The sequence below is a fragment of the Novosphingobium rhizosphaerae genome, assembly GCF_050920675.1.
GTDB classification, from domain to species: Bacteria; Pseudomonadota; Alphaproteobacteria; order Sphingomonadales; family Sphingomonadaceae; genus Novosphingobium; species Novosphingobium rhizosphaerae.
In genome coordinates this window covers 409,906-433,593 of sequence record NZ_CP137862.1, presented here as the reverse complement: position 1 = coordinate 433,593, position 23,688 = coordinate 409,906, and the positions used below count along the sequence as shown (strand labels likewise).

At 68.4% G+C, this 23,688-nt stretch carries 17 protein-coding genes and 2 pseudogenes; 7 read left to right on the top strand and 12 right to left on the bottom strand.

Going from position 1 to position 23,688, the window contains the following annotated elements:
- Window positions 1-7 precede the first annotated feature (7 nt).
- A pseudogene (manD, locus tag R9J51_RS21815) lies at window positions 8-1,215 on the top strand (mannonate dehydratase).
- 28 nt (window positions 1,216-1,243) lie between these two features.
- Complete coding sequence (locus R9J51_RS21810) at window positions 1,244-2,131, top strand: sugar kinase (protein WP_432788024.1); 888 nt, start codon at window positions 1,244-1,246, stop codon at window positions 2,129-2,131.
- Window positions 2,132-2,167: 36 nt separating this feature from the next.
- On the opposite strand, the gene R9J51_RS21805 is transcribed toward R9J51_RS21810, so the two are convergent.
- The 9 genes and pseudogenes from R9J51_RS21805 to R9J51_RS21765 form a co-directional block, all read right to left on the bottom strand.
- Window positions 2,168-2,863 (bottom strand): YoaK family protein, encoded by a 696-nt coding sequence (locus tag R9J51_RS21805; RefSeq protein WP_179562369.1) that lies wholly within the window; start codon window positions 2,861-2,863, stop codon window positions 2,168-2,170.
- An 11-nt stretch (window positions 2,864-2,874) separates the two neighbouring features.
- Window positions 2,875-4,299 (bottom strand): alginate export family protein, encoded by a 1,425-nt coding sequence (locus R9J51_RS21800; RefSeq protein WP_432788023.1) that lies wholly within the window; start codon window positions 4,297-4,299, stop codon window positions 2,875-2,877.
- A complete protein-coding gene (locus tag R9J51_RS21795; RefSeq protein ID WP_432788022.1) occupies window positions 4,296-4,718 on the bottom strand; it encodes a DoxX family protein in 423 nt (140 codons plus the stop codon). The genes R9J51_RS21800 and R9J51_RS21795 overlap by 4 nt, the downstream gene beginning before the upstream one ends.
- 7 nt (window positions 4,719-4,725) lie before the next feature.
- A pseudogene (locus tag R9J51_RS21790) lies at window positions 4,726-5,609 on the bottom strand (VOC family protein).
- 14 nt (window positions 5,610-5,623) lie between these two features.
- On the bottom strand, window positions 5,624-7,471 hold the full coding sequence (locus tag R9J51_RS21785) for an amidohydrolase (RefSeq protein WP_179562373.1): 1,848 nt from the start codon (window positions 7,469-7,471) through the stop codon (window positions 5,624-5,626).
- A gap of 4 nt (window positions 7,472-7,475) precedes the next feature.
- Window positions 7,476-7,730: a XapX domain-containing protein gene (locus R9J51_RS21780; RefSeq protein WP_179562375.1), complete on the bottom strand. Its 255-nt coding sequence runs from the start codon at window positions 7,728-7,730 to the stop codon at window positions 7,476-7,478.
- Window positions 7,731-7,796: 66 nt separating this feature from the next.
- Window positions 7,797-8,474 (bottom strand): hydrolase, encoded by a 678-nt coding sequence (locus R9J51_RS21775; RefSeq protein WP_168557065.1) that lies wholly within the window; start codon window positions 8,472-8,474, stop codon window positions 7,797-7,799.
- A 29-nt stretch (window positions 8,475-8,503) separates the two neighbouring features.
- Window positions 8,504-8,986, bottom strand: a complete 483-nt coding sequence (gene dps / locus R9J51_RS21770) for a DNA starvation/stationary phase protection protein Dps (protein ID WP_179562377.1) — start codon at window positions 8,984-8,986, stop codon at window positions 8,504-8,506.
- 4 nt (window positions 8,987-8,990) lie between these two features.
- Window positions 8,991-9,821, bottom strand: coding sequence for an alpha/beta fold hydrolase (locus R9J51_RS21765; protein WP_169475379.1), 831 nt, complete (start codon window positions 9,819-9,821; stop codon window positions 8,991-8,993).
- A gap of 164 nt (window positions 9,822-9,985) precedes the next feature.
- Between R9J51_RS21765 and R9J51_RS21760 the strand changes: the two genes are divergently transcribed.
- A complete protein-coding gene (locus tag R9J51_RS21760; RefSeq protein ID WP_432788021.1) occupies window positions 9,986-10,639 on the top strand; it encodes a response regulator in 654 nt (217 codons plus the stop codon).
- Entirely contained in the window at window positions 10,629-13,628 is a 3,000-nt protein-coding gene (locus R9J51_RS21755) for a sensor histidine kinase (RefSeq protein ID WP_179562379.1), read from the top strand. The genes R9J51_RS21760 and R9J51_RS21755 overlap by 11 nt, the downstream gene beginning before the upstream one ends.
- Here the strand turns inward: R9J51_RS21755 and R9J51_RS21750 are convergent.
- The 3 genes from R9J51_RS21750 to R9J51_RS21740 all read right to left on the bottom strand — a co-directional run bounded on the left by R9J51_RS21750 (window position 13,625) and on the right by R9J51_RS21740 (window position 19,728).
- Window positions 13,625-14,632: an MlaA family lipoprotein gene (locus R9J51_RS21750; protein WP_179562381.1), complete on the bottom strand. Its 1,008-nt coding sequence runs from the start codon at window positions 14,630-14,632 to the stop codon at window positions 13,625-13,627. The genes R9J51_RS21755 and R9J51_RS21750 overlap by 4 nt on opposite strands.
- 64 nt (window positions 14,633-14,696) lie before the next feature.
- A complete protein-coding gene (locus R9J51_RS21745; RefSeq protein ID WP_179562383.1) occupies window positions 14,697-18,500 on the bottom strand; it encodes a bifunctional nitrate reductase/sulfite reductase flavoprotein subunit alpha in 3,804 nt (1,267 codons plus the stop codon).
- Window positions 18,501-18,504: 4 nt separating this feature from the next.
- Window positions 18,505-19,728: a nitrate/nitrite transporter gene (locus tag R9J51_RS21740; RefSeq protein ID WP_169475375.1), complete on the bottom strand. Its 1,224-nt coding sequence runs from the start codon at window positions 19,726-19,728 to the stop codon at window positions 18,505-18,507.
- A 95-nt stretch (window positions 19,729-19,823) separates the two neighbouring features.
- Between R9J51_RS21740 and R9J51_RS21735 the strand changes: the two genes are divergently transcribed.
- The 3 genes from R9J51_RS21735 (at window position 19,824) to R9J51_RS21725 (ending at window position 23,522) form a co-directional block, all read left to right on the top strand.
- A complete protein-coding gene (locus R9J51_RS21735) occupies window positions 19,824-21,518 on the top strand; it encodes a protein kinase domain-containing protein (protein ID WP_179562385.1) in 1,695 nt (564 codons plus the stop codon).
- A 217-nt stretch (window positions 21,519-21,735) separates the two neighbouring features.
- Window positions 21,736-22,314 carry an ANTAR domain-containing protein gene (locus R9J51_RS21730; protein ID WP_179562387.1) on the top strand — a complete coding sequence of 193 codons (579 nt, stop codon included), beginning with the start codon at window positions 21,736-21,738 and terminating at the stop codon, window positions 22,312-22,314.
- Window positions 22,314-23,522, top strand: coding sequence for an ABC transporter substrate-binding protein (locus R9J51_RS21725; protein ID WP_179562389.1), 1,209 nt, complete (start codon window positions 22,314-22,316; stop codon window positions 23,520-23,522). The genes R9J51_RS21730 and R9J51_RS21725 overlap by 1 nt, the downstream gene beginning before the upstream one ends.
- Window positions 23,523-23,688: the final 166 nt, after the last annotated feature.

Here is a 23,688-nt window from a genome sequence, read left to right as displayed (position 1 = left end):
CCATTTCATGAAGATCACTGCCGCACGGGTCATCGTCACCTGCCCCGGCCGCAATTTCGTCACGCTCAAGATCGAAACCGACCAGGGCGTCTATGGCATCGGCGATGGCACGCTCAATGGGCGCGAACTGGCAGTGGTTTCCTATCTGCAGGATCACGTGGCGCCGTGCCTGATCGGCATGGACCCGCGCCGGATCGAGGATATCTGGCAATATCTCTATCGCGGTGCCTATTGGCGGCGCGGCCCGGTGACGATGCGGGCGATCGCCGCGGTGGACATGGCTTTGTGGGACATCAAGGCCAAGATGGCGGGCATGCCGCTGTACCAGCTGCTCGGCGGGCGCAGCCGCGACGGCGTGATGGTCTATGGCCATGCCAACGGCTCTGACATTGCCGAAACCGTGGAAGCGGTGGGCCACTATATCGACATGGGCTACAAGGCGATCCGCGCCCAGACCGGCGTACCCGGCATCAAGGACGCCTATGGCGTGGGCCGGGGCAAGCTCTATTACGAGCCGGCCGATGCCGCGCTGCCCTCGGTCACCGGGTGGGACACGCGCAAGGCGCTCAACCACGTGCCCAAGCTGTTTGAAGAACTGCGCAAGACCTATGGTTTCGACCATCACCTGCTGCACGACGGGCACCACCGCTACACCCCGCAGGAAGCGGCCAACCTGGGCAAGATGCTGGAGCCCTACCAGCTGTTCTGGCTGGAAGACTGCACGCCTGCGGAAAACCAGGAAGCCTTCAAGCTGGTGCGCCAGCACACCACCACGCCCCTGGCCGTGGGCGAGATCTTCAACACGATCTGGGACGCCAAGGACCTGATCCAGAACCAGTTGATCGACTATATCCGCGCCACCGTGGTGGGCGCGGGTGGCCTGACTCACTTGCGCCGCATTGCCGATCTGGCCAGCCTTTACCAGGTGCGCACCGGTTGCCATGGCGCAACCGATCTTTCGCCGGTGACCATGGGCTGCGCGCTGCATTTCGATACCTGGGTGCCCAATTTCGGCATCCAGGAATACATGCGCCACACCGCTGAAACGGATGCGGTTTTCCCGCACGATTACCATTTCGAAAAGGGTGAGCTGTTTGTGGGCGATACCCCCGGCCACGGGTGGACATCGACGAGGAACTGGCCAAGAAATACCCCTACAAGCCGGCCTACCTGCCGGTGGCCCGTCTTGAAGACGGCACGATGTGGAACTGGTGATCATGGGTCGAACGACCGGGGGGATCGAATGACCGGGCGGATCGTCTGCCTGGGCGAAGGCATGCTGGAATTGTCCGGGGCGGGAGAGACTTTCCGCCTTGGCCATGGCGGCGACACGCTCAACACCGCGATCCACCTGGCGCGCGCCGGGCATGACGTGGCCTATTTCACCGCGCTGGGCCGCGATCCGTTCAGTACCAAGCTGCGCGCGGCCTGGCGGGACGAAGGGGTAGGCGATAGCCTGATCCTGACGCACCCCACGCGGGGCGCCGGGCTCTATGCCATTTCCACCGATGCGCAGGGTGAGCGCAGCTTTACCTATTGGCGCGAGGCGAGCGCCGCGCGCGCGATGTTTGCCCTGCCCGAAACGGCAAGTGCCATGGACCGCGCCGCCCAGGCGGCGCTGCTCTATTTCTCGTTGATCTCGCTTGCCATCCTGCCCGACGAGGGGCGCAGCGCCTTGCTCGCCCTGGCCGCGCGCGTGCGCGCCAATGGCGGGGAAGTGGCGTTCGACAGCAACTATCGCCCGCGCCTGTGGGAAAGCGAAGCAGCTGCGCGCGCCTGGCACGCCCGCGCCGTGGCGGCGGCGAGCATCGGCCTGCCCACCCTGGAAGACGAAACCGCGCTGACCGGCGAGACCGACGCGGCCGTCGTGGCCGCGCGCTGGCAAGCGCAGGGCTGCGCGCGCACGGTGGTCAAATCGGGCGCGGAGGGTGCCCGCCTGCCCGGCGGCGAGACGATCCCCCCACCCGCGCGCCTGCAACCGATCGACACCAGCGGCGCGGGCGACGCGTTCAACGCCGGGTTCCTGGGCGCCGTGCTGCGCGGATCGGACGATACGGCAGCGGTACTGGCCGGCCATGCCTGTGCCGGGTGGACGATCATGCGCCCCGGCGCCATCCCCGCGCGCGACTAGACACCGTGCAATTGGACTGACCGCTTTGGGACAGGCTTATGGCCGATGCGGCAGCGCCATCAGCGGGTGGCGGACGCAAGCGAGCGTGCCGCCCAGCACCAGCACGGCGGTGAGCGCCAAGGGCAGCGCCAGGCCCGCATGCAGCACCAGCAGCGCCCCGGCCACCGCGCCGGCAAAGATCGCGGCGATCGCGCCCAGGCGGGTGCGCAAGTTGGGCGCCCCGGCATCGGCGGCGATGCCGGTGATGGTCAGCGTGAGGACAGTGGTGGTCAGATCCGGCACCTTGAGCTGGCGCACCGTGGCGTTGCGAAAGCCCATGGCCCCGGCCGTCAGCGCGATCATGGCAAACACCGCCCAGGTTGGATGCGGGCGATCGACGCCAGGCACCAGCGCGACCCCCGCCGCGACCAGGAACAGCACGGCTTCGAGCAAGGCGGCGCGCACCAGCCAATAGCGCAGGGGATGGCTGGCGGCGTGGCGCCACAACCGCCCCGCCACCAGCGCGCCAGCCATGAACAGCGCCAGCGCCACGACATAAGGCAAGGGTGTGAAGCCGGGTGCCCGCGCCAGGGCAAAGGCCAGGAACACCACGTTGCCGGTCATGTTGGCGGTGAACACCTTGCCCAGCCCCAGCACGCTGACCGCATCGACCAGGCCGGTGGTGGCAGAGAGCAGCAACAGCAAGCGCGGCAGCGGCGACGCGGGACGCACGACAACGGGCGGGTCTTCCATGGCACTCTCCTTCAAAACCGGAACACGGCTTCACCCGCGAAAAGATCGATCGGCCGCGCGGCGCCGGCCTGCACCAGGAACGCGCCCGGCACGAAATGGCTGGCCGACGTGGTCAACGTGAGTTCGGGCGTGGCCTGCCAGGATAGCACCGCTTCAACTTGCTTGCCCAGAAAGCGGCCCTGCCCGGCGTCTGCGGCGTGCAACTGGCGGCCGGGCACATCGTAAATCCCATCGCCCCGGCTGTGCCGCCAATAGGCCATGGCCGAAAGCCCCAGCTTCACCCCGGCCAGCGGCGAGAGCACCAGTGCGGGGTGCACGTCGATCAGGTTGCGCGGGCCAAAGGGAGACAGTTCGCCGAAATACTTGCCTTTGGGAAACAGCGGGTTGAACCCCTGCACCCGGCCATCGCCGGGCGCCCTGTCGCCACTGGCCAGATCGGCATGAACCGAAAGATCGGGCTGCATCGGCAAGGCGGGAAAGCGGCGCCCGGCGCGCAGCGCCACCGACCAGGCGCGGATCGCGCGGCCAGCCAAGTGCCCACGCTGCACCATCGCCTCGCCATCCCAATAGAGCCGCCCGGCCTGCCCCGCCGCGCGCAGGCCCAGCGTGGTGCGCCGCTCCTCACCAGTGCCGCCGGCCAGCCCGGCCTGTTGCAGCGATGCGGCGCGATCGTGATAGGCCATGGCATAAGCATCGATCCGCGCCTTTTGCCCCGCCCCCAGCCAACGCGTGGCATAGAGCCCCCACAGCGCCTTTTGGCGGGAGCGCCGATCGTCCAGGCGGCGCGGCCCTGCGACCACGGGCACCAGGTAAAACACGCTGGCGGTGTATGGCCCCGCATCGAGCAGCGCGCGCGTGCCATCGAAGGGCTGCGGCGTATTGGGGCCATAGCGCGTGCCGACCAGCCGCTCGCTGCCCAGGCTGACCAGTTGCCGGCCGCCTTCCAGCCGCAAGCTGGCCTGCGTGCCCAGCGGCACGGTGTAATCGACGAAGGCTTGCAGCAGATCGATGCCGGTGCGATCGACCGGCGCCGGCCCGCCGGCAACGCCGCCCGCCGTGTTCGCCAACCCCTGCACGAACGCGCGGAGCCGGCCCCAATGCAGATCGGCATGGGGCATCGCGCGCCAATAACTGGCGGTCTGCCCCTGGCCGGATTCCACCCGCGCGCGCAGTTCGAGGCCGCTGGACAACCAGCGGTCCGCCTCGCCCAGCGGGATATATTTGAACGGCGCCGTCCAGCGCCCGGTGCGCTTGGCCGGATCGGCCAGGGCAGACCAATCCTCGGTATAGCGGGTGATCGTCAGGGTGGGGGGGCGCCAGGCCTCGATCACGCTGCGCGGCAGCACGTCCTGATCGGACGATTGGTCCGCTGGCGATTGGGCCTGCGCCGGAACCGCCGCCAGCATGGCCCAGAGCGCGGGCCAACGGCGCCTCACATGCGGCCTTCGCGCCGCGCATGTTCGGCCACCAGCGCCGCCAGCACAAAGCCGCCGGCAAGGCCCAGATGCTCGAAAAAGGCGTTGGTCGCGGCAAAGCGTTCGGCGCCTTGCATGGTCCAGAACGCATTGGCCGTGCACGCGGCCAGCACGGTGAACACGCCCAGCATCCCGGCGCCCAGCCACACCAACCGCCCCGCCAGGATCAGCGCCGGGCCGAGCAGTTCCACCGCAATCGTGATGCCAGCCCACAGCGCGGGCGGGTGCATCCCGAAATGCGCCTGCTCGGCCACGGCGCCCGGCCAATCGGCCAGCTTGGCAAGGCCTCCCACCAGATAGGCGCCCACCAGCAAGAGGCGGGCGACAAACCACGTGGGCGGCCAATCCAGCACCGCGTCGACAAAGCGGGGTTCGCGCACCACCGCCTTATCGCAGCGCGTTCTGGTGGATTTCGGCGATATAGCCGCCGGGGAAGCGCACCAGCGCGGCCATGCGCCCGCCCACTTCGCGCGGGGGCACCAGCGTTTCGACGCCCGCTGCCGTGGCCTTGGCCAGGGTGGCGGAAAGGTCCGGCACGGCATAGCCGGTCATGTCCCGGCCCCAGGGCCAGGGCAGTTGCCCGTTGGAGACGAGTACGGTCAGCTTGCCATAGCCGCTGTCGATCATCACCCGGCGGATCGGGGCGGCCTGCCCCACTTCACCGCCCGGCGCGGTCTTGTCGTCCGACACCACGCGGCCATGGGCAAAGCGCGTCCACGCCAGGATAAAGGTGTCAGCCGCGTCTGCCGTCAGGTAAACGCGGTTTTCCGGCACCATGGCGAGCGGGGCATAATGCGGCGTGGCGGTGTGCCAATAGAGCTGCATGTTCACCCCACCCGGCCATTGCACCACCACATCGCGGCCGATGGGATCGGGGAAGGTTTCGATCAGGCGCGTGGCCCGGCGGCGCGCGCCGCGTTCACCGCCGCGTCCATGTCGCTCACCAGATAGCCGGTCCGCTCCGCACCGAACGGATAGGGCACCGGCGTCTTGAAGCCGAACACCGAAACCGTGCCGGCGGGGGTGAGCACGAGTTGCGACTTGGTCAGGCTGGGCGTGGGCGTCACCTGGAATTCGCCCTGCTTGCTGGTGGTGCCGCCAAATGTCGCCTGGAACGCGGTGACGAAGGCGTCGAACTGCTCCTGCGGCACATAGACGTGAGTGGTATCGTATTGCGCGCCCACCGAAAAATCGGGCGTGGCAACGGGCTTTGCGGCCAGCGGCGCTGAGGCCAGCAGGGCCGCAAGGGCAAGGGAAACACGCAGCTTCATCATGAATTCTCCTGTCAAACCGCCCAGCAGCCGCAGCCCAGCGCGCCCCAGAACGTCTGGACATCGGCCACCGGGGCGGCCTGGCCCAAGGCGGCCGCGTGATCGTGGCCATGGACGCCGCAGGCGCTGGCGCAGCCGCAGGCACTCGCCAGCATCGCGCGGGCTTCGCTGGTCTGGTGATAGCCGCCGAAGGTGTTGACTGGGGACCAATCGGGCATGGCCGGGGGCAGTTGCGGCGCGAGCGGCGCAAAGTCCCCCTCGCCGTGCACCACTTGCCCGCCCAGCAGGGTCAGCACGCTGCGGATATGGGCAATGTCATGCTCGGGCACGGCAAAGAAATCGGCGCTCAGCAACGCGCAATCGGCAAGTTGCCCTGCCATGATCTGCCCTTTCTTGCCCACTTCGTTGGAAAACCAGGTGTTCTCGTGCGTCCACATCGCCAGCGCCTTTTCGCGGGAAACGCGGTTGGCGCCGGGATAGAGCGCCATGCCGCCCACCGTGCGCCCGGTGACCAGCCACGAGAGCGACACCCAGGGGTTGTAGCTCGCCACCCGCGTGGCATCGGTGCCCGCGCCCACAGGAATGCCCGCCGCGATCATCCGCGCAATCGGCGGCGTGCGCTCCGCCGCGCGGTGGCCATAGCGCTCCACGAAGTATTCGCCCTGGTACGCCATGCGATGCTGCACGGCGATACCGCCGCCCAGCGCGGCTATGCGGTCGATATTGCGGTCGCTGATCGTCTCGGCATGGTCGAAGAACCAGTTGATGCCGGTGAGCGGAATGTCGCGGTTGACCTTTTCATAGACATCGAGCGCGCGGCCGATGGTCTGGTCATACGTCGCGTGCAGGCGCCAGGGCCAGCGATGCTCGGCCAAGAGGCGGATCACCGGCTCCAGGTCGCCTTCCATGCTCGGCGGCATGTCGGGCCGCTCCACCCGGAAATCCTCGAAATCGGCGGCGGAATAGACCAGCATCTCGCCCGCGCCGTTGTGGCGATAGGTATCGTCGCCTTGGCCGGGCGATACCTGCTTCACCCAGCCGGCAAAATCGGCCAGCTCTTCCTTGGGCTTTTGCGTGAACAGGTTGTAGCTGATCCGCACGGTGAGTTGGCGATCGGCGTGGAGCTTTTCGATGATGGCATAGTCATCGGGATAGTTCTGGAAACCCCCGCCCGCGTCGATCACGCCGGTCACGCCCAGGCTGTTGACCTCGCGCATGAAATGGCGCGTGGAATTGACCTGGTAGTCTTCCGGCAGCTTTGGCCCCTTGGCCAGCGTGGAATAGAGGATCGTGGCGTTGGGCTGGGCCAGCAGCAGCCCGGTGGGATTGCCGGCCGCGTCGCGCACGATTTCCCCGCCCGGCGGGTTGGGCGTGTCCTTGGTATAGCCCACTACGCGCAGCGCCGCCGCGTTGAGCAGCGCGCGATCGTAGAGGTGGAGGATGAACACCGGCGTATCGGGCGCCACGGCGTTGAGTTCGGCCAGCGTCGGCAGGCGCTTTTCGGCAAACTGGTGCTCGGTAAAGCCGCCCACCACGCGCACCCATTGCGGCGCGGGGGTGCGGTCCACCTGGGCTTTCAACATGGCCATGGCATCGGCCAGCGTCGGCACGCCGTCCCAGCGCAGCTCCATGTTGTAATTGAGGCCACCACGAATGATGTGCATGTGGCTGTCGATCAGGCCAGGGATCAGGCGGCGGCCGCCCGCGTCGATCACCCTGGCATCGGGCGCGGCGGCGGCGCGGACCTCGCCCTCGCTGCCCACCGCCAGGAAGCGGCCATCGCGGATCGCCACCGCCTGCGCTTGTGGGTTGGCGCGGTCGAGCGTCGTGACCTTGGCGTTGACGATCAGGGTATCGGCCATGATCTCAGGCGTCCTTTTCCGGCGCCGTGCCATCGGGCAGGCGGCCAAAGATGTGGCTGCGGCAATCGGTGCGCACGAAGGCGACCAGCGCGTGCCCGGCAGCGGCATGGCGCACCAGCGGCACGACCTGTTCGCCCACCAGGATGCCCAGCAGGCCGATCAAGGCGATCACCGGCGGCGCGGGTGAACGCACGCCCAGCAGCGAATAGACGATGCCCACGAGCAGGCCTGCCGCCAGCGATGCAAGATAAGCCTTCATGGGGGGTTTCCTTGGGGAAACGGCCCGCCTCGATAGAGGGAGAGGACGGGCCGCCGGGGGGGATAATCAGTGCTCGGCGCCGCCGACCACTTCGTGGGCGAACTGGCCGCGCTGGGGGGCGCCGTGGAGCATGGTGTAGGCGTAGTCCACGCCCATGCCATAGGCGCCGAAATGCTCGCGGGTGATCGCCATGACCCCGTCATAGGTATCGCGCCGCGCCCAGTCGCGCTGCAGTTCCAGTACCGCGTTCACCGTGGTGAGCGATTGCGCGCCGGCCTGCTCCATGCGGCGGATGGCCACGTCGTGCGCTTCGGGCGAAGTGCCGCCCGAAGCGTCGGTGATGATGTAGACCTCGAAGCCTTCCTCGATCGCGCTGAGCGTGGGAAACAGCAGGCAGGCCTCGGTCCACAGCGCGGCGATCACCAGCTTCTTGCGGCCGGTGGCCTTCACCGCGGCAACCAGTTCCGCGCTGTCCCAGGAATTCATCGAGGTGCGCTCGATCGGCGTCTGCTGCACCACGTCGAGCAGTTCGGGCCAGATATAGCCGGAGAACGACTTGGTCTCCACCGCCGTCAGGATGATCGGCGCGCCGAACAGCTTGGCCGCCTTGGCCAGGGCCACGGTGTTGTTCTTGAGCAACTGGCGGTCGATGCTGGTGACGCCGAACGACATCTGCGGCTGGTGGTCGACGAACAGGAACACGGTGTCGTCAGGGTTGATCAACGACTTGGCGTGAAAGGTCATGGGATCGGTCCTTTGAAGAATGGAAACGCTCAATCCGCCAGCAGGTGGGCTTCGAGCAGCCAGAGCTGCTTGTCGCTCTCGCGCGAGATCTGGGTGAAGAGATCGGCCGTGGTGGCGTCGCCCTCGGCTGCCGCTGCGTCGATCGCGGCGCGCACGGCCTTGGCGAACAGCGCCAGGCTGGCTGCCAGCGCGCGGATATGCGCGTCGCCGCCATGGGCAGCGAGCGGGTATTCATAAAGCGTGGTGGCGCCCGCCGTGGTCTGCACCCGCCCGTCTGCCACATGGCCCAGCGTGGTGATACGCTCCGCCAGGAGATCGACGAAGTCCTCGATCTGCCCGTGCACGGCGTCGAACAGGCCGTGCAGCTGCAGGAAATGGCGGCCGCGCACGTTCCAGTGCGCCTGCTTGGCCTGCGCCTCAAGATCGAGCGCGTCGGACAGGCGCGTCTGGAGCAGCGCGACCGACGCCTTGCGCACGTGGGCCGAAAGATCGATGCTGGTTTCGTAGGTCATCGGATCAAGCCTTGAAGAACGCGAGCAAGTCGGCGTTGATGACGTCAGGGTGGGTAGAGGCCATGCCGTGGGGCAGGCCGGGATAGGTCTTGAGCGTGCCGTGCTTGACCAGCTTGATCGCGAGGTGGGCGGAATCGGCGATCGGCACGATCTGGTCGTCCTCGCCGTGCAGGATCAGCACCGGCACATCGATGGCCTTGAGGTCGTCGGTGAAATCGGTTTCCGAAAAGGCCTTGATGCAATCGTAGTGCGCCTTGGCGCCGCCCATCATGCCCTGGCGCCACCAGTTGTCGATCAGCCCTTGCGAGACATTGGCATCGGGGCGGTTGAAGCCGAAGAAGGGGCCTGCGGGCACATCGCGGAAGAACTGCGCGCGGTTGGCCAGCAGCGCGGCACGGAACCCGTCGAACACTTCGATCGGCAAGCCGCCGGGGTTGGCCGGGGTCTGCACCATGATCGGCGGAACCGCGCCGATCAGCACGGCCTTGGCCACGCGGCCGGGCTTGGCCAGCGCCACATAGTGCGCCACTTCGCCCCCGCCGGTGGAATGGCCCACGTGGATGGCGTTCTTCAGGTCAAGATGATCGGCCAGCGCCGCCACGTCGGCCGCGTAGGTGTCCATCTCGTTGCCTTCGGCCGTCTGGGTGGAACGGCCATGGCCGCGCCGGTCGTGTGCGATCACGCGATAGCCTTCGCCCAGGAAGAACATCATCTGCGCGTCCCAGTCGTCGGCGCTCAGCGGCCAGCCATGGTGGAACACCACGGGCTGCGCGGTCTTGCTGCCCCAGTCCTTGTAGAAGATTTCCGTACCATCGGCGGTGGTGATCGTGGGCATGACGTGAAGGCTCCCCTTCCGGCGGCGCCATGGGCAACCTTGCCCACGGCGCACGGCCAGCGTTTCGTTCGCCCGGCAGTGTGCGCGCGGGCTCCACCGCTGCCAGCCCCTGCATGGGGGGCAACCATCCCCCATTTCGGGTGACTACCCTTGGGCCCAAGCCCATGGTATCGGCTGGCGCCATGCCCGCGCGCGACGAGACCACGATAGACATCCTGATTGCCGACGATCACCCGATGCTGCGCGAAGGGGTGTCGGCGGTGATTGCGATGCAGCCAGACATGGCCGTGGTGGGCGAGGCTTCCACCGGGGAAGAGGCCGTTGCACTCTATGATGCGCTGCGCCCCGGCGTGGTGCTGATGGACTTGCGCATGCCCGGCATGGGCGGCCTGCCGGCGATAGAGGCGATCCGCGCGCGCCATCCCCAGGCGCGCATCCTGGTGCTGACCACTTATTCCGGCGATGCCCAGGCGCTTCAGGCGCTGCGCGCGGGGGCCGCCGGGTTCCTGCTCAAAAGCAGCCTGCGCCGCGAATTGCTGGGCGCGATCCGCACCGTTTATGAAGGCCAACGCCACCTGGCGCCCGACGTGGCGCAGGAAATCGCCCTGCACGCAATCGACGAGCCACTGACCCCGCGCGAAACGCAAATCCTGCAACTGATTGCCTCTGGCCATGCCAACAAGCAGATCGCCTGGGCGCTCAACCTGGCCGAAGAAACGGTGAAATCGGGCATCAAGAACATCTTTGGCAAGCTGCACGTCAACGATCGGACCCACGCGGTGACCAAGGCGGCACGGCGGGGCATCATTGAACTTTAGCCGCTGGCGCAAGGCGGGCAGGCTGGCGGCCGGCCTGCTTGCCCTGGCGGCAACACCGCTGGCCGCGCAGCGCCCGGAGCCCGCGCTGGCCGGCTACAAGCACGAACACTGGACGCTGGAAGAAGGGGCGCCGGGGCGGATCAACGCACTGACGCAATCGAGCGACGGCTTCCTGTGGATCGGCAGCGTGGAAGGGCTGTTCCGCTTTGACGGACTGACGTTCGAGCCGGTGCAGCCGCCGGGCAAGGACGCGGCGCGGCTGGTGGTATCACAACTGGCGGCCACGCACGACGGCACGGTTTGGGTGGGGCTGGGGCGCGGTCGCGGGGTGATGGCCTGGCGCAGCGGACGCCTGGTGGACATGGCCATGCCCCACCCCTCGCGCCAGGTGACCGACATGGCCCAGGCGGGCGATGGCGCGATGTGGGTGGTGCGCGGCGGGCGCAGCGAAAGCACGCTGGCCCGCTATGCGGCCGGGCGCTGGCAGGAATTCGGCAAAGAGGCTGGCCTGCCGGCCGAACCGGCGTGGAGCACGGCCTTTGCCGCCGATGGCACGCAATGGCTGGCCACCGAAACCCGCGTGCTGGTACGGCAGCCGGGCGCGACACGCTTTGTCGATACCGGCATCGCCGTGACCCCGCGCGCCAGCCTGGCGCCAGGGCCGGGCGGTGCCATGTGGTTGTCCGACGCGGCCGGCACGCGGCGCATCGCGGCCGAACGGGGCCACTGGCGCGCCGGGCCGCCGCTGGCGATCAATCCCGATCCGGTGGGCGGCACGCGCATGCTGTTCGATAGCGGCGGCACCTTGTGGGAAACCACCTGGAACACCGGCGTGCTGCGGCTGGACAACGCAGGGCGTGGCGCCCCAGCGCTACGCCGCTTTGCCTTCGATGCCACGCAAGGACTGACGTCGGACCAGACCCACGCCCTGCTGCAGGATCGCGAGGGCAATCTGTGGATCGGCACGGAACTGGGGCTGGACAAGCTGCGCCGCGTGCCGGTTGTGGTGGAAACCGCCATTCCCGCCAATTCCCCCACCAGCTATCGCCTGGCCGCCGCCAGCGACGGCACGGTCTATGTGGCCGACGCCCGCGCCGCCTATGCCATCGCGCCGGGCCAGGCCGCGCGGCCGATCCTGGCGCTGCCCAGCCCGGCCACGGCGCTGTGCCCGGCGCATGCGGGGGGCGCCTGGCTGGTGCGCAAGTCGGCGATGGTGCGGCTGGGGCCGCAGGGCGCTGCCGGCGCAACGATCGCCTTGCCGCCGGGGTTGGCGCCGCTGGCCTGCGGAGAGGATGGCGCCGGGCGCCTTTGGCTCGCCGCGCTGGACCAGGGGCTGTGGTGGCGCGCGGGCGGGGCCTGGCATGCCGTGTCCGCGCCAGGCAGCCTGCCGGCCAATATCGCCATCGGCGCGGACGGGCGCGCTGTCGTCGTGTTTCGCGGGCCGCCACCGGCAAAAGGCGCGGCGCCGTTCGATGCCCCATTCGTTGCACTGCCCGACAGCCAGTCTCGCGTCGGCGGGATCGAAGGCCTGTTGCCTGGCGACGCGGCCAGCGGCCCGCTGATCAGCGGCGCACGCGGCATAGAGGCGCCGCTGGCTGCAAGCATGCACGCGCTACCGGCCACGCGCTATCCCTGGGCCGCTTCGCTCAACGGGATGGTGCGCGCCAGCAATGGCGATGTGTGGGGAATTGGCGATATCGGCATCGTGCGGCTGCGCGCCGCCGATCTCGCCACCGCGTTGGCCCGGCACGGCACGGCCGTGCCCTGGCGGCTGTTCGATTTCCGCGACGGGCTCAACAGCTTCGTACAGAAAGCGGCCGGCGCGCAAGTGGCCCAAGGCGGCGATGGTCGCATCTGGTTCCTCACCCGCCGCAACGTGGTTTCGATCGCGCCCGACGCCTTGCGCGGCAATCCGCTGCCGCCCGCCGTGCTGGTGCGCGCGATCGTTGCGGGCGGCGCGGCGCGGGCACCGTTGCCGGGGCTGCGCCTGCCGGCAGGCACCCACGGCGTGCGCATCGATTTCACCGCTACCAGCCTTACCGTGCCCCAGCGCGTGCTGTTCCGCACGCGCCTGTCGGCCGGCAGCAGCAGCGGGGCCTGGACGGCGCCATCGCCCGAACGCAGCGCCGTGTTCACCGATCTGGGCCCCGGCGATTATACCTTCGAAGTGATCGCCGCCAACGAAGACGGGGTGTGGAACCCGGTGGGCCAGCGCGTGCGCTTTGCCATTGCCCGGCGCTTCTACCAGACCTGGTGGTTTCCGCTGGCGGCGATCCTGGCAGTCTCGGCCGCGCTCTACCTCGTCTATATGGCCCGGGTGCAATACCTCGGGCGGCTGATCCGCGATCGCATGGCCGAACGCGAGATGGAGCGCGCCCGTATTGCGCGCGAATTGCACGATACGCTGATCCAGGGGGTGCAAGGGCTGCTCATGCGCTTTCAATCGGTGGCCGACCGGCTGGCCCACGATCCGGCCGCGCAGTCCGTGCTGGTTCCGGCGCTGGACCGGGCCGAAGCCATGCTGATCGAAGGGCGCGACCGGGTAAAGGGGCTGCGCCGGCTGGAAGACCGCCACTTGCGCCGCGAGTTGCAGCGCCTGCTCGACAGCCAGGTGACCGATGCCGCCCTGACACTGACGGTGAAAGGCGCGGTACGGCCGCTGCACCCCGATATCGTCGACGAAATCGTCGCGATCGTGGGCGAAGCGTTGTGCAATGCCGTCCGCCACGCCCAGGCGACGGCAGTGGACGTGCACGTGGACTATGGTGCGCGGGCGCTGGCGCTGTTCGTCAGCGACGATGGCATCGGCATCGCCACCCTCCCCACCGACGCGGACGGCGCCGATGCGCTGACCAAGGGACACTATGGCCTGATCGGGATGCGCGAGCGGGCCCGGCGCATCGGCGTATCGTTCTCGATCGAAAGCGGGCACCATCTGGGTACCCTGGTGCGCCTGGCGGTGCCGGCGCGCCTCGCCTATGCGGCCTAGGGCCGGTCACCCTCGTGCGCAGGCGGCGCGGCTTCGTCCTTGTGCGGATGGCGCAGCGCGTCGATCTCCGCCTGGCGGCGCTTGAGGTAGAAATCGCGCGTGGCGTTATAGGGATCGGGGGATTCCTCGCGGAACTTCTTGAGCTGCCCGTCGATCGCGGTGCGATCATCGAGGCCGCCGATCACGGTCACGGCCAGGCCATAGGGCACGGTGTCGAGCGGCTTGCCCACGGCGAGCGGGAACCACGCGCGGTCGATCGTGGTGCCGATCAGGTCGCGCAGGGTGGTCGGCCCGATCAGCGGCAGGAACAGGTAGGGGCCCGACTTGATCCCATAGAACCCGGCCACGTCCGCCAGGCCATTGGGACGATAGGGAATCTTGAGCGGCTTGGCCTTGGCCACGTCGATCAGGCCGGCCAGGCCCACGGTGGAATTGACCGTGAAGCGCACCAGCACCTGCCCGGCCTTGCCGAACTTGTGCTCGAGCAGGAACGCCACGAAATTGCTGGGCTCGCGCAAGTTGTACAGCGCATTGTGCAGCCCCCGGCGCAGCGGCGACGGCAGGGTCTTTTCATAGGCGCGCGCGACCGGGGCCACGACCAGCTTGTCCCCCTTCTGGATCGCCTCGAACGATTTCTGGTTGATCGCGTGGGCCGGGTCTTGCCGGGAAAAGCTGTCACCCTGCACCACGATGCCCGGCGCTTCGTCTGCTTCGGCCGGTGGAGCGGGCTCGGCCGGGGCGGATTCGGCCGGAGCGGGCGTTGCCGTGGCCTGCTCGGTCGCTGGCGCGGGTGGCGCAGCGGGCGCGGGCAGCGTGGGCAACTGGATCTGCGGGGCGGTCTGATCCTGCGCCTGGGCGCGGGCGGCGCCTGGCAGGGCCGCCAAGGCAGCCAGGGCCGAAGCGGCCAACCATGCTGCCGCCCTGCTGCGCGACGCGCGCCCGCCGCTCTTGTCCATCGCCATAGTCACCATAACCCGCCAGTTGGCCGGGAATGCTGTATGCACGATGAACCTGGGCCTCAGTTACCCCATCGTATCGCAATATTCCAATGCCTTGCGCAAGGCTGCGTCAATAGACATCGCGGCAATAGCGGCCCTGTTCGCGCAGGCCATCGACAAAGGCGCGCGCGCCCTCTGCATCCATGCCGCCATGGCGCATGATCACCTGCACCAGCGTTTCTTCCACGTCGCGCGCCATGCGCGTCGCGTCGCCACAGACATAGAGGCACGCGCCCTCTGCCAGCCATTGCCACAGCGCCGCGCCTTCTTCGGCCATGCGATGCTGGACATAGACCTTGGCCGCCCTATCGCGCGAAAACGCCAGGGACAGGCGCGCGAGATGGCCTTGCGCGTGCCAATGCGCAATCTCGTCCTCGTAATAGAAGTCGCTCGCGCGGTGCTGCTCGCCAAAGAACAGCCAGTTGCGACCCACGGCCCCACGCACCTCGCGTTCCTGCAGGAAGGCACGGAACGGCGCGATGCCCGTGCCCGGCCCGATCATGATCACCGGCACGGCATCGTCGGCCGGCAGCACGAAGGCCTGGGTCGGCTGCACGAAAATCCGCGGGGATGCGTCGATGCAGCGGTCTGCCAGATATGTGGAGCAGGCACCGTGGCGCAATGCGCCGCCTTGCGCCCAGCGCACCGCGGAAACGGTCAATTCCACGCGGTCGGGGCCTGCCAGCGGGCTGGACGAAATGGAATAGAGCCGGGGCTGCATTGGGCGCAGCGCATCGACCAGCGCCTGCGCGCCGGGGCGCACCGCCATCGCGGCCAGCACGTCGATCATCTGGCGGCCCCATAGCCATTGATCGAGCGCAGCCTTGCGAGCCGAAGCCAGCAACGGGGCAAAAGGCGCATCGCCATCGACCAGGGCCAGCGCCTCCAGCACGGCGCGTGCGGGCCGGGTGATTTCGCGGCGGCTGATCAACGCTTCGTGCAACGGGACCACGGCTTCGCCCACGGCCACCGGGGTTTCCCCCGGCAGGCCCAGACAATCGAGAATCTGCGCCACCAGCGCCGGATCGTTGCGCCCCCAGACGCCCAGCGCGTCGCCAGCCTTGTAGCGCAGGCCAGTCCCGGCCAGATCGAAGCCGAAACGGCGCACGTCCTTGGCGGCGCCAGGCCGGCTTAACCGCTGGTTGAGCACCAGCGGCGCGGCCACCGGGTTGCGGCGGTCGATGGCGGGTGGTGCCGCGACCTTGGCGGCGACGGCGGGGCGCTGGCCAGGCGGCAGGGCAGCGAGCACGCGCGCTTGCCACGGGGCGTGGTCGTCATCGGGCTCGCAATCGTGGCGCGCGGCCAGGGGCCTGGCGCCCAGCGCCGTCAATCGCGCTTCCAACGCGCGGCCGAACCCGCAAAAGGCATCATAGCTGGCATCGCCCAGCGCCAGCACGGCAAAAGCCATGTGATCGAGCCGGAGCGCCGCCTCAACGGCCAAAGCGCGCCAGAACGCAGCGCCGTTGTCGGGCGGGTCACCATCGCCAAAAGTGCTGGCCACGAACAGCGCATGGCGCACCCCGGCAAGGTCCTGGGGCGCAAGTTCGGCCAGGCAGGCCAGGCGCGCGGCGTGGCCCTGCGCGGCCAGGGCTTCGGCCAGGGCCAGCGCCAGTCCTTCGGCCCGCCCGGTCTGCGAGGCCCAGGCCACCAGCACGTCCGGGCCAGATGCCGCCTTATCGGCCGATGACGCGGTTGCCGCGGTTGCCGCGGGCACGATCGGTGCGGGCGATGCGGCAGCCAGCGCGACAGCGGCAAACTTGAACGCCGGCTGCAACGAAATCGGGTCCACCGCATCGCTGGTGAGCGCGTTGACCGCCAGATCGGGGCCGAACAGATCGGCCCAGTGGAATGGGGCAAAGCAGGTGCCGGGCAGCACGCGATCCGTCACCACCACGGGCAGCACCGCTTCCCCCCGCCGCGAGCGCAGGCGCGCGCGGCCCTGATGCGCCACGCCCAGGGCGGCGGCATCGTCGGGATGGACTTCCACGAACGGGCCGGGGTTGAGCTTGTTGAGCGCGGGCACCCTGCCCGTCTTGGTCAGGGTGTGCCACTGGTGCTGCACCCGCCCGGTATTGAGCACCAGCGGGAAATCGGCGTCGGGCAGATCGGCCGCCGGCAGATGCGGGCGCGGCCAGAACCGGGCGCGGCCATCGGGCGTGGGAAAGCGCACTTCCCCGCCATCGGCATAACGGATCGGGTTGCGTGTCTCGCCCTCGGGCGCGCAGGGCCATTGCACAGGCCCTGCGCGCAGCCGCGCGTGGCTGGCGCCGCGCAAGTCATAGCCTGTCGCCGGATTGGCGAACTGGCGGATTTCCTCGAACACCTCGGCCGCGCTGCTGTAGGCAAACGCCTCGACAAAACCCATTGCACAGGCGACGCGGGCAATGATCTGCCAATCGGGCAGCGCCGCGCCCGGCGGCGGCACGGCGCGCGGGGTAAGCGTCATGTTGCGCTCGGAATTGACCAGCACGCCATCGCCTTCGGCCCAGAGCGCGCCGGGCAGCACCACATCGGCATGGGCATTGGTTTCGGTGGCCAGGAACGCATCCTGCGTGATCACCAGTTCGGCCGCCTCCAGCCCCGCGATCACGCTTTTGCGGTTGGCCACGCTCGCCACCGGATTGGTGCAGATGATCCAGCAGGCCTTGATTTGCCCTTGGGCCATGTCCTGGAACAAGGCGATGGTGCCCTGCCCGCTTTCGCCACGCAGCGTGCCGGGCGCCAGGCGCCAGGCGCTTTCGACAAAGGCACGGTCAGCAGCGTTTTCGGCGCTGCGCTGGCCGGGCAGCCCCGCGCCCATATAGCCCATCTCGCGCCCGCCCATGGCGTTGGGCTGGCCGGTCAGCGAGAACGGCCCCGCCCCGGTTTTCAGGATCGCACCGGTGGCCAGGTGCAGGTTGCACAGCGCATTGGTGTTCCACGTGCCGGCGGTGGACTGGTTGAGGCCCATGGTCCAGCAGCTCATCCAGCGCGGATTTTCCGCGATCATCCGCGCCGCGCGGTGCAGGTCGGCTTGCGTGAGGCCGGTGATCGTGGCCACGCAGGCGGGATCGTAATCGGCCAGGAATGCGGGCATCGCTTCCCAGCCGCTGGTGTGCGCGGCGATGAAATCGGCGTCCACCGCGCCTTGCGCCAGCAGTATATGCAGCAGGCCATTGAGCAGCGCCAGATCGGTGCCCGGCCGCACTTGCAGGAACAGGTCCGCCTTGTCGGCCGTGGCGGTGCGGCGCGGGTCGATCACGATCAGCTTGGCACCCGCCTTCACCCGGTCCATCATCCGCAGGAACAGGATCGGGTGGCAATCGGCCATGTTGGCGCCGGTCACCACGAACAAGTCCGCCGCGTCGAAATCGTCATAGGAACCGGGCGGGCCATCGGCGCCGAGCGATAGCTTGTAGCCGCTGGCCGCGCTGGCCATGCACAGGCGCGAATTGCTTTCGATATGGCGCGTGCGGATGAAGCCCTTGGCCAGCTTGTTGGCCAGGTATTGCGCCTCGAGCGACATTTGCCCCGAAACATAGAGCGCCACGGCATCGGGTCCATCGCGCGCGATAATGGTGTTGAGCCCGTCGGCCACGGCGGCAATCGCGGTATCCAGAGCCACCGGCGCCAGTGCGCCATCCGCACCGCGCAGTTGCGCCTGCTCTGCCCGGCCCGGCGCCGTGAGCGGCACGTGGGCCGTCTGGCCCTTGGTGCACAGCCGCCCCCGGTTGGCCGGATGCGCCTTGTCCCCGCGCATCCGCACCACCGTGTTGGCGGCCACATCCATCACCACCCCGCAACCGACCCCGCAATAAGGGCAGGCGCTGCGCACCTGCACCACATCGGGGGCGGAAGCGGCCACCTGGCCCTGGGGATCGGCGGGGATGAACATCGCGTCAGATCCGCACGCCGGCAATCGCCGCGCCCCAGGTGGTGCGCCAGCGCGTCTTGACCACGCTCAGCCCCGCCAGCGCGAGCACGGCCAAGGCAGCAAAGACCAGGAAGCCCGGCCCCATCGATCCGGTCCACTGCTTGGCCAGGCCGAGCGAGGACGCGAGGTAGAACCCGCCCACGCCGCCGCCAAAGCCGACGAGGCCAGTCATCACGCCAATCTCGTTGCGGAAACGCTGCGGCACCAGTTGGAACACCGCGCCATTGCCCACGCCCAGCGTGGCCATCACGCAGAAGAACAGCGGGAACATCACGGCAAAGCTGGCCGGCGTCTGGCTGATCACCACCAAGAGCACGGCGGCAATGGCATAGACGCCCGTCAGCGTCTTGATCCCGCCCACGCGGTCGGCGAGCGCGCCACCGATGGGGCGCACCAGCGAGCCGGCGAAGACGCAGGCCGCCGTGGCATAGCCGGCCATGATCGGCGTCATGCCCAGTTCCGTGGTGTACCACGTGGGCAGCGAGCCCGAGAGGCCGACGAATCCGCCGAAGGTGACGCCGTAGAACAGGATGAACCACCAGGCATCACCTTCGCGCAGCATGCGGAAATAGCCCGCGACATATTGGCCGAGCGGTTTGGCTTCAGGCTGGTTGGGGCTGTCCTTGGCCAGCGCGACAAAGGCGATCAGCACGACCACGGCCGGAATCGTGGCCAGCGCCAGCACGTTGGACCAGCCGAACAGCTTGGCCAGGATCGGCGCGAACAGCGCGGCCAAGACCGTGCCCGAATTGCCCATGCCGGCAATGCCCATGGCCTTGCCCTGGTGCGCGGGGGGATACCACCGCCCGGCGAGCGGCAGCGCGACCGAGAACGACGCGCCGGCAAAGCCCAGCACCACGCCCACCGCGATCAGCGCGTGGATCGAATCGACCCCCAGTTTCCACGCCGTCAGCAGCCCGCCGATCACGATGATCTGGCTGATCACGCCGGTGCGCTTTTGCCCGATGCGATCGGCCAGGAAGCCGTTGACCAGGCGCAGCACGGCGCCCGCCAGCGTGGGCACGGCCACGATAAAGCCCTTCTGCGCCGGGCTGAGCGCCATGGCCTTGGCAAAGATCGGCGCCAGCGGACCCAGCAGGTTCCAGATCATGAAGGCCACGTCGAAATAGAGGAAGGCCATGATCAGCGTGGGCCGATGGCCCGATTGCCAGAACGGTTTTTCAGTCATTGCGAAACGCTCCCCTCAAAGCACGAAATGGATGTTGACGGCGTGGATGGGTGCGGCCCCAATCGCGTGTGCACACACGTGAGGGGGATGCTGCCATGCACGAGGAAGGACGGCTGTGGGCGGCGGTGGGGATTGCCAGCGCGCCGGGACCGAGGCCGGAAAACCAGGATTTTGCCGCCGCCTGGCTGGGCAGCGAAAGCGAGCGGCGGCGCCATGGCCTTGCCGCCGCGCTCGCCGATGGGGTGAGCGGCGGCAAGGGCGGGCGCGTGGCGGCCGAACTCGCCGTGGCCAGCTTTTTCGATGGATTCTATGCGCAGCCGGCCACCATCGGCGTGGCCGCCGCGGCCGAACGCGTGCTGCGCCCCTACAACAGCTGGCTCGCGGCGATGGGCCGGGGCGAGGCCTTGGCCCATTGCGCCACTACGTTCACCGCGCTGGTGCTGCGCGGGCGGCGCGCCCATGTGCTGCATGTGGGCGATAGCCGCGCCTGGTTGCTGCGCGATGGGCGCCTGCAGCAATTGACCGTGGATCATTGCCACGCCCACCCCGATATGCGCCACGTGCTGCTGCGTGCACTCGGCCTGGAAGACACGTTGCGGCTGGATCACCAGCAAGTGGCGCTGGCCCCGCACGATCGCCTGGTGCTGACCAGCGATGGCGTGCACGGCGTGCTTTCGGCCCGGCGCATCGAACGCTTGCTCGCGGCGCGCCGTTCCGCCGAAGCCGACGCGCAAGGCCTGGTCGATGCCGCACTGGCGGCAGGCGGACGCGACAATGCCAGCGCCGTGGTGCTCGATGTGGTAAGCCTGCCCCTGCCCGGCCATGATGGCGTGGCGGGCGATCTGGCGCGCCTGCCGATCCTGCCCGCGCCGCAAGTGGGCGAAAGCGTGGATGGCTTTGCCCTGGAGACGCTGCTGTCCGAAGGGCGCCTGGCCCGCGTGTTCCGCGCCACCGATACCCTGGGCGGCAATGCGGCCGTGGTGATCAAGTTTCCCCAGGCTGCCTTGCTGTCCGACGCGGCCGCCCGCGCTGCCTTTGCCCGCGAACTGGTGGTGGGCGCCCGGGTCAACAGCCCGTTCGTGGGCAGCGCGATCGCCGTCGATGAAAGCCGCCAGACCCGGCTTTACGGGGTGCAGCCGTTCTACCCCGGCATGACGCTGGAAGCGCGGCTGGCGGCGGGGCCGGTGCCCTTCGGCACGGCGCTGGCGCTGGCCATCGGCATGGCGCGGGGCCTGGCCGCGCTGCACCGGCTGGGCATCGTGCACCGCGACGTGAAGCCCGAAAACGTGATCGTGGGCGAAGACGGCACGCCCCGCCTGATCGACCTGGGCGTGGCGCGCCTGCCCCAGGTGGAGGAAACCGGCGTCGATGAAATCCCCGGCACGCCGGGCTACCTGGCGCCCGAAATGTTTGCCGGAGAGGCCGGCAGCCCGACCACCGACCAGTTCGCGCTGGGCGTGGTGCTGTGGCGCCTGTTTGCGCGGAGCTGGCCCCACGGCCAGACCGAGGCGTTCAGCCGCCCGCGCTTTCGCCAGCCCGATCCGCCCAGCCAGGGCAATGCCGCCCTGCCCGGCTGGCTCGATGCCGTGCTGCTGCGCATGGTGGCGATCGCCCCGGCAAGCCGCTTTGCCGACATGGTCGAGGTGGTCCGCGCGCTGGAAGGGGGCGCTGCCGTGGCACGCCGGCCCTTGCGCCCCTTGCCTTTGCTGCAACGCGATCCGCTGCTGTTCTGGAAAGGGCTTTGCGCGCTGTTGGCAGCCGCGCTGATCGTTGCGGTCTTGTGGCGATAAGGGCGGAATGCGCACCATGGGCCTGCTCCGAAAACGGGGCGGCGCCATTGCCGTGCTGATGGGATGGGTGAAAAAAGCGGCCGATCACGCCCTTGTGATCGCGCTGTTGCCCATAACCTGACGCGTTTGCCGCAATGATGCAAGTGCGAAATCGCGCGGGCGCCGAACCGCGATTTTTGCATTGCATCCGTGCTGATCTGTGCCGACTCTCGCGTGCATGCGTGTGGCGATCGTCGATGAAAGCGCGGCCAGGGCCTCTGTCATCCATGAAGGATTGGCGGGGCTTGAGGACTGCGAGGTGTTCGTGATCACCCAGCGTCGCGCGCTGGTGGCACGCATCGCCGAGCTGGAGCCCGACATCGTGCTGATGGACCTGGGCAACCCCAGCCGCGACGTGCTGGAGGAATATTTCGCGGTCAGCCGCGTGCTCGACCGCCCGATCGCCATGTTCGTCGATGATTCGGACGAGGAATCGATTGGGGCGAGCATCGACGCCGGGGTTTCCGCCTATGTGGTCGATGGCTTTGCCCCGCACCGCATCCGCGCGATCCTCGATCTGGCGGTGCGACGGTTCAACGCCTTTGCCCGGCTCCAGGCCGATCTGGCCGACGCGCGCGGCAAGCTGGCGGAGCGCGAGACGGTGGATGCGGCCAAGCGCATCCTGATGAAATCGCGCGGTCTTTCCGAACCCGATGCTTATGCCGCCTTGCGCAAGACGGCGATGGACCAAGGGCGCAAGATCGCCGAAATCGCGAGCGCCGTGGTAACGGCCCATGGCCTGATGGGAGGCAATTGATGGCCCATGAATTTGCAATCGGCTTCCTGCCGCTGGTCGATGCCGCGCTACCGATTCTGGCGCACGAACATGGCTTTGCCGCGCAGGAAGGGCTGTCGCTGCGCCTGGTGCGCGATGTGAGTTGGGCCACGGTGCTCGACCGGCTGCTTTACGGCCACACCCATGCCGCGCATCTGGTGGCGCCGCTGGCCATTGCCACCACGCTGGGACGCGGGCGCCCGGCCCAGCCGCTGACCGTCCCCTTCGTGCTGGGGCTCAACGGCAACGCCATCACCATGCGCACAGACCTGGCCGCGCGAATCGCCCCTGCCGGCGCGCTGGCCGATCCCCGCGCTGCCGGGGCCGCACTTAAAACCGTGGTAGCAGAGGAACTTGCCCAAGGCAGGCGGCTGCGCTTTGCCGTGGTGCACCGTCATTCCAGCCACAATTACATGCTGCGCTACTGGCTGGCCGCCTGCGGCGTGGTGCCCGATCGCGACGTGGCCATCACCGTCGTCCCCCCGCCGTTCAGCGCCGACGCGCTGGAAGCGGGCGAAGTGGACGGGATCTGCGTGGGCGAGCCGTGGAACAGCGTGGCGGTGGAACGCGGCGCGGGGCGAATCGTGCTGGCCACCGCGCAGATCTGGCGGCGCGGCGTGGAAAAGGTGCTGGCCATGCGCCAATCCACGCTGGAGGATCGCCGCCCCGAGACCGAGGCATTGATCCGCGCGCTGACCCAGGCCGCGCGCCACTTTGCCGATCCCGCCATGGCCCGCGAAAACGCCGCGATCCTCGCGCGCCCCGCCTATCTCGATGGGCGGGCAGACCTGATCGAACGCGCGATCACCGACCGGTTGCGCCTGTCGCAAGGCGCTGAGCCGGTGCATTTTCCCGATTTCATGTTCCAGTATCGCGAGGCGGCCAATTTCCCGTGGGTCAGCCAGGCGCAATGGCTCTACACCCAGATGGTGCGCTGGGAAGGCGGCGCGATCGACATGGACGATGCGCAACGCGCGGGCCGCGTATTCCGCCCCGATGTCTATCGCGCGGCGCTGCTCGGCACGGGCGAACCCCTGCCTGGCGCGAGTTCCAAAGTCGAAGGCAGCCTCGCGCGGCTGACCTCTGTCGGCGCGCAGCAGGGCGCCATGACCATGGCCGACAACCGCTTTTTCGATGGGCGCAGCTTCGACCCGCATGACATCGCGGGCTATGCGGCGAGTTTGGAATAGGCCGCTAAATCATAACACTACGTCACCCCGGACTTGATCCGGGGTTCGGCTTTTCTTGGCCATGTCGCAAGAAAAAGCTGGACCCCGGATCAAGTCCGGGGTGACGAGCGTAATGCGCGGGATTTGCTCGCACCTGCAAAATCCACTTGGCGAAGCACCGGCTAGC

What these genes read in the sequence shown, in the direction of transcription:
- R9J51_RS21810 (WP_432788024.1), top strand. Translation starts at nt 1,244, where the DNA reads ATGACCGGGCGGATCGTCTGCCTGGGCGAAGGCATGCTGGAATTGTCC.
- R9J51_RS21805 (WP_179562369.1), bottom strand. Translation starts at nt 2,863, where the DNA reads ATGGAAGACCCGCCCGTTGTCGTGCGTCCCGCGTCGCCGCTGCCGCGC.
- dps (WP_179562377.1), bottom strand. Translation starts at nt 8,986, where the DNA reads ATGACCTACGAAACCAGCATCGATCTTTCGGCCCACGTGCGCAAGGCG.
- R9J51_RS21775 (WP_168557065.1), bottom strand. Translation starts at nt 8,474, where the DNA reads ATGACCTTTCACGCCAAGTCGTTGATCAACCCTGACGACACCGTGTTC.
- R9J51_RS21785 (WP_179562373.1), bottom strand. Translation starts at nt 7,471, where the DNA reads ATGGCCGATACCCTGATCGTCAACGCCAAGGTCACGACGCTCGACCGC.
- R9J51_RS21760 (WP_432788021.1), top strand. Translation starts at nt 9,986, where the DNA reads ATGGTATCGGCTGGCGCCATGCCCGCGCGCGACGAGACCACGATAGAC.
- R9J51_RS21735 (WP_179562385.1), top strand. Translation starts at nt 19,824, where the DNA reads ATGCACGAGGAAGGACGGCTGTGGGCGGCGGTGGGGATTGCCAGCGCG.
- R9J51_RS21740 (WP_169475375.1), bottom strand. Translation starts at nt 19,728, where the DNA reads ATGACTGAAAAACCGTTCTGGCAATCGGGCCATCGGCCCACGCTGATC.
- R9J51_RS21745 (WP_179562383.1), bottom strand. Translation starts at nt 18,500, where the DNA reads ATGTTCATCCCCGCCGATCCCCAGGGCCAGGTGGCCGCTTCCGCCCCC.
- R9J51_RS21725 (WP_179562389.1), top strand. Translation starts at nt 22,314, where the DNA reads ATGGCCCATGAATTTGCAATCGGCTTCCTGCCGCTGGTCGATGCCGCG.
- R9J51_RS21780 (WP_179562375.1), bottom strand. Translation starts at nt 7,730, where the DNA reads ATGAAGGCTTATCTTGCATCGCTGGCGGCAGGCCTGCTCGTGGGCATC.
- R9J51_RS21765 (WP_169475379.1), bottom strand. Translation starts at nt 9,821, where the DNA reads ATGCCCACGATCACCACCGCCGATGGTACGGAAATCTTCTACAAGGAC.
- R9J51_RS21730 (WP_179562387.1), top strand. Translation starts at nt 21,736, where the DNA reads ATGCGTGTGGCGATCGTCGATGAAAGCGCGGCCAGGGCCTCTGTCATC.